The organism is Streptomyces sp. NPDC057565 (assembly GCF_042801455.1).
In the GTDB taxonomy this organism is placed as follows: domain Bacteria; phylum Actinomycetota; class Actinomycetes; order Streptomycetales; family Streptomycetaceae; genus Streptomyces; species Streptomyces yanii.
The window spans coordinates 1-13,065 of record NZ_JBHVFU010000001.1 but is presented as its reverse complement, the minus strand read 5'-3'; the positions used below and the strand labels follow the sequence as shown (position 1 = coordinate 13,065).

Annotated in this window: 11 protein-coding genes, 1 pseudogene and 1 riboswitch; of the genes and pseudogenes, 4 read left to right on the top strand and 8 right to left on the bottom strand. The window is 70.0% G+C overall.

All coding sequences use genetic code 11. The features are described from left to right. Nucleotides 1–63: 63 nt before the first annotated feature. Genes ACFU8W_RS00060 through ACFU8W_RS00050 form a run of 3 tightly spaced genes read left to right on the top strand, consistent with a single transcriptional unit; the run spans nt 64 to nt 3,157 of the window. On the top strand, nt 64–879 hold the full coding sequence (locus tag ACFU8W_RS00060; RefSeq protein ID WP_266990302.1) for an STM4013/SEN3800 family hydrolase: 816 nt from the start codon (nt 64–66) through the stop codon (nt 877–879). Beyond that, a complete protein-coding gene (locus tag ACFU8W_RS00055) occupies nt 876–2,231 on the top strand; it encodes an STM4012 family radical SAM protein (RefSeq protein WP_384030748.1) in 1,356 nt (451 codons plus the stop codon). Before ACFU8W_RS00060 ends, ACFU8W_RS00055 begins: the two co-directional genes overlap by 4 nt. Before the next feature lie 8 nt (nt 2,232–2,239). Beyond that, nucleotides 2,240–3,157 carry an STM4011 family radical SAM protein gene (locus tag ACFU8W_RS00050; protein WP_384030745.1) on the top strand — a complete coding sequence of 306 codons (918 nt, stop codon included), beginning with the start codon at nt 2,240–2,242 and terminating at the stop codon, nt 3,155–3,157. A gap of 68 nt (nt 3,158–3,225) precedes the next feature. Here the strand turns inward: ACFU8W_RS00050 and ACFU8W_RS00045 are convergent, their stop codons facing one another. From ACFU8W_RS00045 to ACFU8W_RS00035, 3 genes are all read right to left on the bottom strand, one after another. Further along, nucleotides 3,226–4,071, bottom strand: coding sequence for an SGNH/GDSL hydrolase family protein (locus ACFU8W_RS00045; RefSeq protein ID WP_384030742.1), 846 nt, complete (start codon nt 4,069–4,071; stop codon nt 3,226–3,228). Nucleotides 4,072–4,237: 166 nt separating this feature from the next. Next, the gene (locus tag ACFU8W_RS00040) at nt 4,238–5,143 is read right to left on the bottom strand and encodes a peptidoglycan DD-metalloendopeptidase family protein (RefSeq protein WP_384030739.1); all 906 of its coding nucleotides are present in this window, start codon (nt 5,141–5,143) and stop codon (nt 4,238–4,240) included. A 3-nt stretch (nt 5,144–5,146) separates the two neighbouring features. After that, nucleotides 5,147–5,300, bottom strand: a riboswitch (cyclic di-AMP (ydaO/yuaA leader). A 286-nt stretch (nt 5,301–5,586) separates the two neighbouring features. Next, nucleotides 5,587–7,692, bottom strand: coding sequence for an alpha-galactosidase (locus ACFU8W_RS00035; protein WP_384030736.1), 2,106 nt, complete (start codon nt 7,690–7,692; stop codon nt 5,587–5,589). Nucleotides 7,693–7,888: 196 nt separating this feature from the next. On the opposite strand from ACFU8W_RS00035, the gene ACFU8W_RS00030 reads away from it, so the two are divergent. After that, nucleotides 7,889–8,701 (top strand): tyrosine-protein phosphatase, encoded by an 813-nt coding sequence (locus ACFU8W_RS00030; protein WP_384030733.1) that lies wholly within the window; start codon nt 7,889–7,891, stop codon nt 8,699–8,701. A 14-nt stretch (nt 8,702–8,715) separates the two neighbouring features. Here ACFU8W_RS00030 and ACFU8W_RS00025 read toward each other — a convergent pair whose 3' ends face one another. The 5 genes and pseudogenes from ACFU8W_RS00025 to ACFU8W_RS00005 form a co-directional block, all read right to left on the bottom strand. After that, the gene (locus ACFU8W_RS00025) at nt 8,716–8,889 is read right to left on the bottom strand and encodes a DUF6126 family protein (protein ID WP_266978982.1); all 174 of its coding nucleotides are present in this window, start codon (nt 8,887–8,889) and stop codon (nt 8,716–8,718) included. A gap of 33 nt (nt 8,890–8,922) precedes the next feature. Continuing rightward, complete coding sequence (locus tag ACFU8W_RS00020; RefSeq protein ID WP_345516377.1) at nt 8,923–9,531, bottom strand: XRE family transcriptional regulator; 609 nt, start codon at nt 9,529–9,531, stop codon at nt 8,923–8,925. Between the two features lie 63 nt (nt 9,532–9,594). Continuing rightward, nucleotides 9,595–10,992, bottom strand: coding sequence for an aspartate aminotransferase family protein (locus tag ACFU8W_RS00015; protein ID WP_384030728.1), 1,398 nt, complete (start codon nt 10,990–10,992; stop codon nt 9,595–9,597). After that, nucleotides 10,989–12,890 carry a 1-deoxy-D-xylulose-5-phosphate synthase gene (gene dxs / locus ACFU8W_RS00010; RefSeq protein ID WP_384030725.1) on the bottom strand — a complete coding sequence of 634 codons (1,902 nt, stop codon included), beginning with the start codon at nt 12,888–12,890 and terminating at the stop codon, nt 10,989–10,991. The genes ACFU8W_RS00015 and dxs overlap by 4 nt, the downstream gene beginning before the upstream one ends. Nucleotides 12,891–12,916: 26 nt before the next feature. Beyond that, nucleotides 12,917–13,065 (bottom strand): annotated as a pseudogene (locus ACFU8W_RS00005) (4-hydroxy-3-methylbut-2-en-1-yl diphosphate synthase); the annotation flags it as partial.

Genomic DNA, 13,065 nt, shown 5'->3' with positions numbered 1-13,065 from the left:
CAGGCCGTCGCCGACATCCGCGACGCGGACGCCGCTCCCTCGGAACACGCCGGGAATCCGGACATGAGCGAGATCGTGGGCAGTCACGATCTGCTGCTCATCACCCTCGACACCCTGCGCTACGACGTGGCGGCGGAGCTGGCCGCCGCCGGACGCATCCCGCATCTGGCCCGCCATCTCCCGGGCGGCATCTGGGAGAAGCGGCATGCCCCGGGCAGCTTCACCTATGCCTCGCACCAGGCGATCTTCGCGGGATTCCTGCCGACGCCCGCCGCCCCCGGCCCGCACCCCCGGCTGTTCGCGGCACGCTTCGCGGGCAGTGAGACCACCGCTTCCCGGACCTTCGTCTTCGACACCCCGGACCTGGTGTCCGCTCTCGCCGGGGCCGGCTACCGCACGGTGTGCATCGGAGGCGTCGGCTTCTTCAACCGGCAGGGCCCGCTCGGTTCCGTGCTGCCGGGCATGTTCCAGGAGAGCCACTGGGAACCCGAGTTCGGCGTCGCATCACCCACCTCCTTCGAGGCCCAGGTGGCACGGGCCGAGCAGGTCGTCGCGGGGCTCCCCGCCGAACAACGGCTGTTCCTCTTCGTCAACGTGTCGGCGCTGCACCAGCCCAACTGGTTCCACCAACCGGGCGCCACCCGCGAGTCGGGTGACTCCCGCGCCACGCACGCCGCAGCCCTGGAGTACGTCGACGCACACATCGGCCGCCTCCTTGCCGCCGCGAGCAGCCGGCGACGCTGCTTCGCCATCGTCTGCTCCGACCACGGCACGGCGTACGGGGACGACGGCTACACCGGTCACCGGCTCGGCCACGAGTCCGTCTGGACCGTTCCGTACGCGCACTTCTTCCTGGAACCGGGGGCCACCGCACGATGACCAGTTCGCACACCGTCCGCCCGTACCAGAGCTACGTCTACGCCTATCCGCACAAGACGGCGTACCGCCCGCTCACCGGCCACCCCGTCGGCCGGCCCGCGCTGCGCGAGCTGTGGGCGGGAGAGCGCAAGGACGCGCTCTCGCTCTATCTCCACATACCCTTCTGCGAGGTCCGCTGCGGTTTCTGCAACCTCTTCACCCGGATCGGCGCCCCCGACGAGCTGACGACCCGCTATCTCGACGCACTGGACCGGCAGGCCACCGCCGTCCGCGACGCACTGGGTGACGACGAGCCGGTGCGGTTCGCCGCGGCGGCGTTCGGCGGCGGCACCCCCACCTTCCTGACGGCAGCCGAGCTGGAGCGGCTCTGCGACATCGCGGAGAAGCGGATGGGCGCCGACCTGCGCTCCGTGCCGCTGTCGGTCGAGACCTCGCCGTCGACCGCAACAGCCGACCGGCTGGCCGTCCTCGCCGACCGCGGGACCACCCGGATCAGCATCGGCGTACAGAGTTTCGTCGACGCCGAGGCACGCGCGGCGGTCCGCCCCCAGCGCCGCGCCGAAGTGGAGGCGGCGCTCGAACGGATCCGCGACGCACGCATCCCGGTCCTCAACATCGACCTGATCTACGGCATCGACGGACAGACCGAGGACAGCTGGCGTTCCTCCCTGGACGCGGCCCTCGCCTGGCAGCCGGAGGAGCTGTATCTCTATCCGCTGTACGTGCGCCCGCTGACCGGCCTGGGCCGGGTCGGCGCCGAAGCAGCGGCGGACGCGGCCTGGGACGAGGAGCGGCTGCGGCTGTACCGGGGGGGCCGGGACCATCTCCTCGCCCACGGCTACGAGCAGGTGTCGATGCGGATGTTCCGTCGGGGCGACGCCCCGCGGCAGGGTCCCGACGACTACGCGTGCCAGACGGACGGCATGATCGGGCTGGGCTGCGGCGCACGCTCGTACACCAGTCGGCTGCACTACTCCTTCGACTACGCGGTGGAGATGCGGGAAGTGCGGGCGATCATCGACGGCTACACCGCCACCGAGGACTTCTCCCGTGCGGAAGTGGGGCGGTATGTGGACGGCGACGAGGCGCGCAGGCGCCACCTCCTGCAGTCGCTCCTCCAGGCCGAGGGGCTGCAGCTGGCGGAATACCACGAGCGGTTCGGCGCCGCTCCCGGTGACGACTTCCCAAGTGAGCTGGGCCTGTTCGAAGCACGCGGCTGGCTGGACGGGTCCGCCGTGGCGTCCGGGCTGCTGCGGCTCTCGCCCGAGGGGCTCGCCCACTCCGACGCGCTGGGTCCCGAACTGTTCTCCCCCGCTGTACGGGCCGCGATGGCCGCGTACGAACTGAAGTGAGCACTCCCATGGATCTGACGATCCTCTATCGGGGCCCCCTGGCATCGTGCGACTACGACTGCCCGTACTGCCCGTTCGCCAAGCGGCGCGACAGCCCGGAGCAGCTCCGTGCCGACCGCGCCGCGCTGGAGCGGTTCACCGCGTGGGCCGCGGCGCAGACCAGGGACAGGATCTCGGTGCTGTTCACGCCGTGGGGCGAGGGGCTGGTCCGTTCCTGGTACCGCCGCGCGTTGGTGGGACTGGCGCAGCTGCCGCACATCGGCCGGGTCGCGATCCAGACCAATCTCAGCGGTCGTACACGGTGGCTGGCCGAGGCCGGTGGAGCCGGCCGCGACAAGATCGCGCTGTGGTGCACGTACCACCCCGGGCAGACACCGTACGACCGTTTCCTCGCCAGGTGCCGGGAGCTGTCCGCTCTGGATGTCCGGTACAGCGTCGGTGTCGTCGGTCTCGAGGACCATTTCGACGAGGCGCGACGGCTCCGTACCGACCTGCCCGACGAGGTCTACCTCTGGGTCAATGCCGCTGAGGGGCAGAGCTACACGGACGAGGAGGCGGACCGCTGGACGGTCCTCGACCCGCTCTTCCCGTACAGCCGCCACCCGCACCGCTCGGCCGGCCTGCCGTGCCGGACCGGCGAGTCCGTCATCTCGGTGGACGGTGACGGCACGGTGCGCCGCTGCCACTTCGTCCCGGCCGAGCTGGGCAACCTGTACGACGGCAGCTACCGGAGTGCGCTCGGTCCGCGGGCCTGTCCGCTCGCCGTCTGCGACTGCCACATCGGCTATGTGCATCTGGAGACGTTGCCGTTGTACGACGTCTTCGCGGGCGGCGTCCTGGAGCGCGTACCGGCCCGACGCCCGGGCATACCTGCGCCCTCGGGACGCCGGTTCCTGCCGCTGTCCCCCGTCGCCGGACAGGCTTGAAGCCCCCGGGAGTCAGAAAGGGAGCGGGCCCGTCCGGCAGACGAGGCGAAGACAGGTGCTGAGCCCTTCTAAAGCGGCAGGAGGTCCGGCCGCTTCGCCTCGACGTGGTCGCCGGAGGACTCGCCGCGCAGCCGCCGCCCTATCCACGGCACCAGGTATTCGCGCGCCCAGTGGATGTCGTCGCGCCGGACCTCCAGCGTGCCGCGCTGCGCCTGCGGGGGCCACTCCTGGTCGGGGTCGGCCGGGACGTCGAGGCCGAGGACCTGGGCGGCGCGCAGCGCGACCCGGGTGTGCCCCTCGGGCGACAGGTGGAGCCGGTCGTCGTCCCAGGCGCGCCGGTCCTGCACGGACTTCAGCGACCACAGGTCCAGGACGGGGCAGTCGTAGCGGTCGGCGATGGAGCGCACATGGGCGGTGTACGTGGCGATCTTGCCGCGCAGATGGCGCAGTACGGGAACGCCGCGGGTGTCGAAGCCGGTGGTCACCAGGACGGTGCCGACCGAGTCGGTCAGCTCGGCGACCGCGCGCTCGAAGCGCTCGGCCACGTCGTCCGGGTCGGTGCCGGGCCGGATGATGTCATTGCCGCCCGCGCAGAAGCTCACCAGATCAGGTGCGAGCTCCTTGGCGCGCGGCACCTGCTCCTCGACGATCTGGTCGAGGAGGCGTCCGCGTACGGCGAGATTGGCGTACCGGAAGTTTCCGTGCGCGGAGCCCTCGGGGCTCGTCGCCGCATCGGTGTCCGGGAGCTGGTCCGCGAGAAGTACCGCGAATCGGTCCGCCCAGCCGACGAAGGTTCCGTCCGGGCCGGGGTCTCCGACTCCCTCGGTGAAGCTGTCGCCAATCGCTGCGTACGACCCGATGGCGCCATGCCGGTTGATGACGCCACGTTGATTGTTTCTCGAATCGTCTGCCACAAGCGCATATCCTGCACCGCCGAATGTGACCTACGCGACCGTAATAAAGGGTTGACGGGTGGTGAGATAGACCACCCGGTCAGGTTTTGGTAAAGGGGGAATAAGTGAAGGGGCGGTGCGCCGCCGCGCACCGCCCCTTCACCGAGCCGACCGGATCAGCCGTGGATCAGACGTAGATCCCGTGCGAGGCCAGGTAGGCGATCGGGTCGATGTCCGACCCGTACGCCGGGCCGGTGCGGACCTCGAAGTGCAGGTGCGGGCCGGTGGCGTTGCCGGTCGCGCCGGAGAGGCCGACCTGCTGGCCGGCGGTCACGGTCTGGCCCGCCGAGACGGAGAGCGAGGACATGTGGCCGTACTGCGAGTAGCGGCCGTCGGCGTGCTTGATGACGACCTGGTTGCCGTACGCGCCACCCCAGCCGGCGGTGACGACGGTGCCGGAGGTGATCGCCTTCACACTGGTGCCGGTGGCGACCGGGAAGTCGATACCCGTGTGGCTGCCGCTGGACCAGTTGGCGCCGGAGGCACGGTAGGCGGTGGTGTGCTTGCCCGGGACCGGGTGCACGTAGCCGGAGTTGGTGCTCTGGACCGCCGCGGCGGAGGTCTTGGCGGACTCCGAAGCCTTGGACTGCGACGTGGACTTGTCGGCCGAGGAGGTCGACGGAGCCGGGGCGGACTGCGTGTCCGCCGCGGCGGAGCCGGCCGGCTTGCCGCCGAGCGTCAGCTTCATGCCCGGGAGGATCAGGCTCGGGTTCTCGCCGACGACCTCGCGGTTGTCCTGGTACAGCTTCTGCCAGCCGCCCTTGACCTGCTGCTCGGCGGCGATCTTCGACAGGTAGTCACCGGCGACGACGGAGTACGTCCGGGTCTCGACCTGCTTCTTCACGACCGGCGCGGCCTCGACGGCGACGTGCGTGGCTGCCGACTGCGCGGTGGGCGCGGCCTGCTCCGCGGCGTGGGCACCGGTGGCGCCGAGCAGCGGAAGGGCGATGACGGCCCCACCGGCGCCGACGGCGGCGACGCCACGGGCGATCGTGCTGGACTTGGTACGGCGATGCTTACCCGATGTGGGCATGAAGAATTTCCTCTCCGGCGCCTACGAGGTGAGCTGTCGGGTTCGGGCTGGAGATGCCCGGTCGCGGTTCGCGACTTCACCCCGAGCCGGCCGGATCTCTCCGGGCGGCGGCTTACCTGGTTCCCCCGCTCCTGCCACACGTGGGTGGGTGCGAATTCCGGGCGGCGGCAGGATTGGGCGGTCCGTCCGGATTGAGGGTGACCGTAGGCGAGCGAGGACGGCGGAAACAAGCCATCGATTACTCAAGGGAATCCACGAAGGGAAATCGGCGCGGAATTCCGGTCACCCTCCGTGGATTACGGATCTTGGCTTTCCGCGCGACGTCCGGAATACCCATCCGTGGCGCCACCACACACCGTCACGGATATGATCCCGCTCACGGATAGGGCATCATCTCCCGCAGAAGTAGGCCATGTTCCACTAAATGCCGCAATACGGACATGTCATGGACGTCCGCCACGTCGGAGCCTCAGCACCTTCGCGTCCAGATCCCCCCGCAGCCCGGTGTGCAGACCCTGATGCAGCAGCACGGCACCGTGGTGGACCGCCCCGGTGTCCAGGTCCGTGTAGGTCGCCGCAGGGTCGAGCCCGCGCAGCCGCAGGGCCGGCGGCCGCTCCCCGTACCGCTGCGCCTCCAGCCACATCAGCACGACGGCCTCGTCGCCGTGCACGTACTGCACGGCGCTGAGCCCACCGCGCGGGGCACGCAGCCGGTACAGCGCGCCGCGCTGCACCGCGGGACGGATCTCCTTGTAGAGATCCACCCAGCTCCGCGCCTCGGCCAGCTCCTCGTCACTCCACTCGGTGAGATCCCCGCCGACCCCGAGCACCCCGGCCATCGCGCTGACGAAGCGGAAACGCAGCGAACTGGTTCTGCTGTTGAGCTGGACATTCGGACTGTCGGTGACCCAGGCGGCCATCACTCGCGCCGGATGGATCTGCCCGAAGCCCTCCTGGATGGCGAGCCGGTCGAGCGGGTCGGTGTTGTCGGAGGTCCACACCTGGTCGGTACGGGCGAGGATTCCCAGGTCGATCCGGCCGCCGCCGCCCGAGCAGGACTCGAAGGCGACGCCGGGGTGGGCGGCCCGCAGTCGGTCGATCAGCGCGTAGAGCGCGTCCACATGCGCGATCCAGAGCTTCTGCGGATAGTCCTCGCCCGGCCAGCCCGCATCGGTGAAGCAGCGGTTGAAGTCCCATTTCACATAGTCGATCGGGGCGCTGGAGAGCAGCGTGTCGAGCTGCTCCCACAGATGATTCTGCACATCGGTCCGGGCCAGATTGAGCACCAGCTGATGACGGAATTCGGTCCGGGTCCGCCCGGGGAAGTGCTGCACCCAGTCGGGGTGCGCGCGATACAGATCACTGTCGGCGTTCACCATCTCCGGCTCGACCCAAATGCCGAACTGCATGCCGAGTCCGTGCACTTCGTCGGCGAGCGGCTTCAGCCCGCCGGGAAATCGCTCGGGGTTGGGGGTCCAGTCGCCTGGTCCGGCCCGGTCGCTGGTGCGCTGCCCGAACCACGCGTCGTCCACGACGAACAACTCGACGCCCATCGCGGCGGCACGCTCGGCGAGGGCGCGCTGCTGGTCCTCCACGATGTCGAAGCCGGTCGCCTCCCAGGAGTTGTAGAGCACCGGCCGCAGGCTCTCGGCGTCCGGGACGACATGGGCCAGTTGCCAGGCGTGCCAGGCCCGGCTCGCCCCGCCGAACCCTTCGGCGCTCCACAGACCGGCGAACACCGGTGTGGTGTACGTCTCCCCCTGTGCCAGCCGAAGCAGCCCGGAGTCGTCGTATCCGGCGCCTCCGGTGATCTGCACGAGCCCGTCGGGGAGCTGCTGCACCGCGATCCGCCACGAGCCGGACCAGCCGAGCGCGCAGCCGTACACCTCGCCGTCCTCCTCGGTGGCGGCGCCGTCCGCGTCGAGCGCGACCCATGGCAGGAACTGGTGTCCGGTGTGGCCGCGCCGACTGGAGAGGACCTTCTCGCCGTACGTCAGCTCCGACCGCACGAGCTGTGTCTCAGCCGCCCAGCGGCCGTGCAGCTGGCTCAGCCGCCAGCTGTCGCGGGCGGGCAGCGCCCAGGCCGCCGCGTCGGCGCGCAGCAGCTCCAGCGGCGGACCGTCAGGACCGGTGTGGGTGACGGTGGCCCAGCGCTCGATGACATCGGAGTCGTCCCGCATCCGGTAGTGCAGGGTGAGCGCGAGCCACTGCACGGAGTCAGAGAACGCGATACGGAGTTCGTCGCCGTCCACGGCGGCCCCGGCGAACACCCATTCGGTGCCACGGACTTCGGGGGTGCGTACGGAGAGAGCCGGCCGGACGAAGCGGGGGCCGCCCTCGACCGGGTACTCCTCGCGGCCGTCCAGCTGCGACTCGAAGCCCCGGAAGGGCGGCTCGGGCGCGGCGGCGAGGGCCTCGGCGGCCGCGAGGGAGATCCGTGGCCCCCAGTGCAGATGCAGCAGTTGGTCCCGGTCGGTGAGGTGCAGCGCGTAGCTGCCGCTCGCCCCGGTCAGCAGCCAGGTCCGACCCCGGTCACCCGTCTCGATCATGCCATCCCCACATTCCCACAGTTCCGCACATCATCGACCGCCGGCCGACGGCCGGGCAACGCCCGTGCGAGGGGAATTCCGTGGGGAGTTCAGCAGGAAACGGCCGAGATGATTGCCCGAGGAATCAATGTCGTATCGTCGCAGGAACTGACCTCGCCGGCGAGCCGCGCCGACGCCAGACACTCCAGGAGACACCGTGACGCAGCAGGTGCCGCAGGTCCCGTCGACGGAACCCGAGCTGGCAGGTGTGCGCAACTTCCGCGATGTGGGTGGCCTGCCCACCACGGACGGCCGCCGGGTGCGGTACGGACGGCTCTTCCGCAGCGGTCACCTCGCGCACGCCACCGACGAGGACGCCGCGTTCCTCGGCGGCCTCGGGCTGCACACGATCTTCGACTTCCGCAATGCGGCGGACCACAGGCTCGACGGCCTGGACGTGGACCTGCCGGGCGTACGCAATGTGAACATTCCGCTCTCCGACCCGGCCGACGGCGCCGAATTCTGGCGGATGGTCCGCGACGGCGACATCGAGCAGCTGCGCTCGATCCTTGCCGACGGCAAGGGAGTCGCGCGGATGACCGCCTCGTACAAGTCGATCATCAGGGACCGTACCGCCGAGCACAGCCGGGTGCTGCACGCCCTGGCCGAGGACAGCGTTCCCGCGCTGATGCACTGCGCGGCCGGCAAGGACCGCGCCGGTCTCTCGATCGCGGTTTCGCTGCTGGCGGTCGGCGTCGAGCGCGAGGCCATCGAGGCCGACTACCTGAAGTCCAACGATCCGCACCGCCGGTACAAGGTCCGGCGCACCGACACCTCGGCGACCGGGATGTCGCCCGAGGTGATGGAGCTGCTCAGCCCGCTCTTCGACGCCCGCGCCGAGTACCTCGCCCAGGCCTTCAGCACCATCGAGGAGACCTGGGGCAGCACGGACCGCTATCTCGCCGAGGGCCTGAAGCTGACTCCGGAGATCCTGGAGCGGCTGCGCGGACGACTCCTCGACGAGGCGTAGTCGGACCGCGCAGGTCAGCCCTTTCCGGCGACCGCGAAGAGCAGGTAGAGGAAGGCCGCGAAGATGTGTCCCGCGATGAGATAGGCGAACAGCCTGATCACCACGCCGCGCGGAAACTTCCGCTCCTGCGCCTCGTAGTTCTTCCGGGACCTCGGGGTGAGCGGATCGAAGTGCTCTGAATCGGACATGACAGTCCTCTCTGGTGACCGGCCGGGCCGGTCTCAGCGACGGTGGATACCGCTGCCGAGGCACAGCTCGGCAGCGGGGCTCTGCAACAGGGTGTGGACGAAGAGCAGCTCGGATCCGTCTCGGTCCACGGCGGCGATCCGGTGCGGGGTGAGCGAGTCGAAGTGGGCGCTGTCGCCCGGGTCGAGATCGTGCACGGTGTCGCCGAGGCTCACCCGGAGCCGCCCGGCAAGGACGTACAACCACTCCTCGCCGGGATGGACCCGCACGAGATCGCCCTGGGCCCCGTACGGGACCCGGACGCGCAGGGCCTGCATGGCCCGGCCGGACCCGCCGGCCTGCCGGTACATCCAGCCGTCGGCCTCGGCCCCCTCGAACCGGCCACCGCGGACGATCGCGTCACGTTCGGGGGCGATCTCGCCGAGCAGCTCGGAGACCGTCGTACCGTAGATCCTGGCAAGCCCGAGGAGCATGGGCAGCGACGGCTGCCTCCGGCCCGTTTCGAGCCGGGACAGATGGGCCGGGGAGAGCCCGGCGTGCTGGGCGGCGGCCTCCAGGGTCAGACCACGGCGGCGGCGCAGATCGCGCAGGCGTGGCGCGACCCCGGGCAGCTCGTCGGCCACCCCTCCATGGGGAGAGTTCATATACCTATTGGGCCAGGATCATGCCTCTGAGGCAAGTATCTTGCCTCAGAGGCAAAACCGCGCTCAGCGGTTGGCGACGGCCTGTTTGACCAGCGTTTTCCCGAAATCCCACAGCAGCCCCCCGCCGCTGTGTGCGTCGTCCATCACCGCTGTGAACGCGGTCACGAACCGGTCCACCTCCGGCTCCCCGATGACCAGCGGCGGAATCAGCTTGATCACTTCCAGATGGTCGCCGGAGACCTGGGTGAGGATCCGGTGTTTCTGCAGCAGCGGCACGACGACCATCTGCGCGAAGAGACCCTTGCGGGCCGCCTGCAGCATGGTCCAGCGGCTGCGCAGCTTCAGCGAGCTCGGTCGGCCGAACTCGATGCCGATCATCAGCCCGCGGCCACGGACCTCATGCAGCAGTTCGTAGCGCCCGGTGAGCGCGGCGAGCCGCTCGCGCAGCAGATCACCGGTGCGGCGGGCGTTCGCGACGGTCTCCTCGTCCTCCATCACCGCCAGGACCGCGAGGCCCGCCGCCATTGCCTGGGCATTGGAGCCGAAGCTCGCCGAGTGGACCAGAACCCGGTCCATCGACGAATAGACGCGTCTGAAGATCCAGTCCTTCCCGAGGGTCGCCCCGACCGGCACATAGCCGCCGGAGAGCGCCTTGGCGACACAGACCAGGTCGGGTTCGACGCCTTCCTCGTGCTGGTACGCGTAGAAGTCCCCGGTCCTGCCGAGACCGGTCTGCACCTCGTCGGCGATGAGCAGGGCCTTGTGCCGGTGCAGCAGCTCCTGTGCGGCGCGCAGGTAGCCGGGCGGCGCCTCGTGGACGCCCTTCCCCTGGATCGGCTCGACGACGAGCGCCGCCACATCGCCCCGTCCCAGTTCGCGCCGCAGTGCGTCGAGGTCGCCGAGCTCGACGGCGGTGTCGGGGAGCAGCGGTGCGAAGCCGTCCCGGAAGCCCGATTCCCCGTTGACCGAGAGCGAGCCGACGGTCAGGCCGTGGAAGGCGTGGGTGCAGTAGAGAATGCGGGACTTCCCGGTGGCGTACCGGGCGAACTTCAGCGCGGTCTCGACGGCTTCCGTACCACTGTTGCCGAAGAAGACCCGGTCCAGATGTGGACTGTGCGTGAGCAGCTTCTCGGCCAGCAGTCCGGGCAGCGGCTGGCAGTCGAAGCGGGTGAGGTCGGCGAGCGAGGCGTCCATGACGTCGTGGAGTGCCTTGCGGACGACCGGGTGGTGGCGGCCCAGACCCATCACGCCGAAGCCGGCGAGCATGTCGAGGTAGTCGTTGCCGTCCGCGTCCCAGAAGTGGGCTCCCTCGGCCCGCTCGTACACCCTGTCGAAGCCGATGGTGTGCAGCATCCGCGGGAGCTGGTGGTTGAGGTATTTCGTGTGCAGCTCGTATCGCTCGGCGCCGCGTTCCGCGAGGAGCTGCGCCAGATCGAAGCCCTTGGGCCCGTCGTCCTTCATTCCCCGCTCTCCTCAATCCCCCGGGCCGCTTCCTTGGCGGCCAGCGCGCCACTGATCCGGCCGGCGATCTCGACCGGAGTGAGCCCGATGTCGGCCAGCACCTCCGCACGCTTGCCGTGCGCGAGGAACTGCTCGGGGATACCGAAGGTCCGCAGCGGTACGTCGACACCGGCGTCGCGCAACGCCTGCCCGACCGCCGAACCGACGCCTCCCGCCCGGCTGTTGTCCTCGACGACGGCCACCATCCGGTGGCGTGCGGCAAGCGGGGCGAGCTGCTCGTCGACCGGCTTCACCCAGCGCGGGTCGACGACCGTGCAGCGGATTCCGCCGCCCGAGAGCAGGTCGGCGGCCTGCAGGCAGACGGAGGCGAGCGCACCGACCGCCACGATGAGGACGTGGGGGTCGTCGGCGCGGTGCAGTACGTCCATGGAACCGACGCGGCCTGTCGCCGGTACCGGCTCCCCCACCGCCTCCTTGGGGAAACGCAGCACGGTCGGTGCGTCGTCGACGGCAACGGCCTCGCGCAGCTCCTCCCGGAGCCGTTCCGCGTCACGCGGGGCGGCGATCCGCAGCCCGGGCACGACCTGGAGCACGGACATGTCCCACATGCCGTTGTGCGAGGCGCCGTCGGGGCCGGTGACCCCCGCCCGGTCGAGGACGAACGTCACCCCGCACCGGTGCAGGGCGACGTCCATCAGCAGCTGGTCGAAGGCGCGGTTCAGAAAGGTGGCGTAGACGGCGACGACCGGGTGCAGCCCTCCGGTGGCGAGCCCCGCCGCGGAGACCGTCGCGTGCTGCTCCGCGATACCGACGTCCCAGACCCGGTCGGGGAATGCCTCGGCGAACCTCGTCAGCCCGACGGGGTGCAGCATCGCCGCGGTGATGGCGACGACATCCGGCCGCTCGGCGCCGATCGCGGCGATCTCGTCCCCGAACACCGAGGTCCACGACGGGCTCACCATCGGCGCGAGCGGCGCGCAGGTCAGCGGGTCCATCGCGCCGACGGTGTGGAACCGGTCGGCCTCGTCGCGCAGTGCGGGCGCGTAGCCGCGTCCCTTCTCGGTGAGGCAGTGCACCAGCACCGGGCCGTGGAAGCGTTTCGCGCGGCTCAGTGCGGATTCGACGGCTGCGATGTCGTGCCCGTCTATCGGCCCGACGTACTTGAGCCCCAGGTCCTCGAACATGCCCTGCGGGGCGAAGGTGTCCTTGAACCCCTTCTTCGCGCCGTGCAGCGACCCGTACAGCGGCTGTCCGACGACCGGGGTGCGCTGCAGGACGTCCTTGCCCCACGTCAGGAAGCGCTCGTACCCGTCGGTGGTACGGAGGGTGGCCAGGTGGTCCGCGAGCCCGCCGATCGTCGGGGCGTACGAGCGCTCGTTGTCGTTCACCACGATGATGAGCGGCCGGTCCCGCACCGCCGCGATGTTGTTGAGCGCCTCCCAGGCCATGCCGCCGGTGAGCGCCCCGTCCCCGATGACGGCGACGACGTGGTCGGGGCGGCCGAACACCTCGTTCGCCTTGGCCAAGCCGTCCGCCCAGCCGAGCACGGTCGAGGCGTGCGAGTTCTCGATGATGTCGTGCACGGACTCCTCGCGGGAGGGGTAGCCGGACAGGCCGCCCTTGCCGCGCAGCTTGGAGAAGTCCTGCCGCCCGGTGAGCAGTTTGTGCACGTAGCTCTGGTGCCCGGTGTCCCACAGAATGCGATCCACCGGTGAGTCGAAGACCCGGTGCAGGGCGATGGACAGCTCCACCACCCCGAGGTTGGGCCCCAGATGTCCGCCGGTCCTGGCCACCGCCTCGACCAGGAACTTCCTGATGTCCTCGGCGAGTTCGTCGAGTTCCGGTCCGCTCAGCGCCTTCAGGTCGTGCGGTCCCCGGATGGTCTCCAGAATGGTCACGCTCGGGCCCCCTCTCCGGTCCTGTCTCAGCTCACGGTGACGGCGGGAACTCCTGACGGTGTCCCCGCGTCGTCCATGTCCTCGGCGATCTTCAGGGCTTCCTCGATGAGCGTCTCGACGATCTTCGACTCGGGAACCGTCTTGATGACCTCGCCCTTGACGAAGATCTGCCCCT

Coding starts and splice junctions, on each gene's coding strand:
- ACFU8W_RS00020 (WP_345516377.1), bottom strand. CDS start 9,531: ATGAACTCTCCCCATGGAGGGGTGGCCGACGAGCTGCCCGGGGTCGCG.
- ACFU8W_RS00050 (WP_384030745.1), top strand. CDS start 2,240: ATGGATCTGACGATCCTCTATCGGGGCCCCCTGGCATCGTGCGACTAC.
- ACFU8W_RS00040 (WP_384030739.1), bottom strand. CDS start 5,143: ATGCCCACATCGGGTAAGCATCGCCGTACCAAGTCCAGCACGATCGCC.
- ACFU8W_RS00060 (WP_266990302.1), top strand. CDS start 64: ATGAGCGAGATCGTGGGCAGTCACGATCTGCTGCTCATCACCCTCGAC.
- ACFU8W_RS00035 (WP_384030736.1), bottom strand. CDS start 7,692: ATGATCGAGACGGGTGACCGGGGTCGGACCTGGCTGCTGACCGGGGCG.
- ACFU8W_RS00055 (WP_384030748.1), top strand. CDS start 876: ATGACCAGTTCGCACACCGTCCGCCCGTACCAGAGCTACGTCTACGCC.
- ACFU8W_RS00015 (WP_384030728.1), bottom strand. CDS start 10,992: ATGAAGGACGACGGGCCCAAGGGCTTCGATCTGGCGCAGCTCCTCGCG.
- ACFU8W_RS00025 (WP_266978982.1), bottom strand. CDS start 8,889: ATGTCCGATTCAGAGCACTTCGATCCGCTCACCCCGAGGTCCCGGAAG.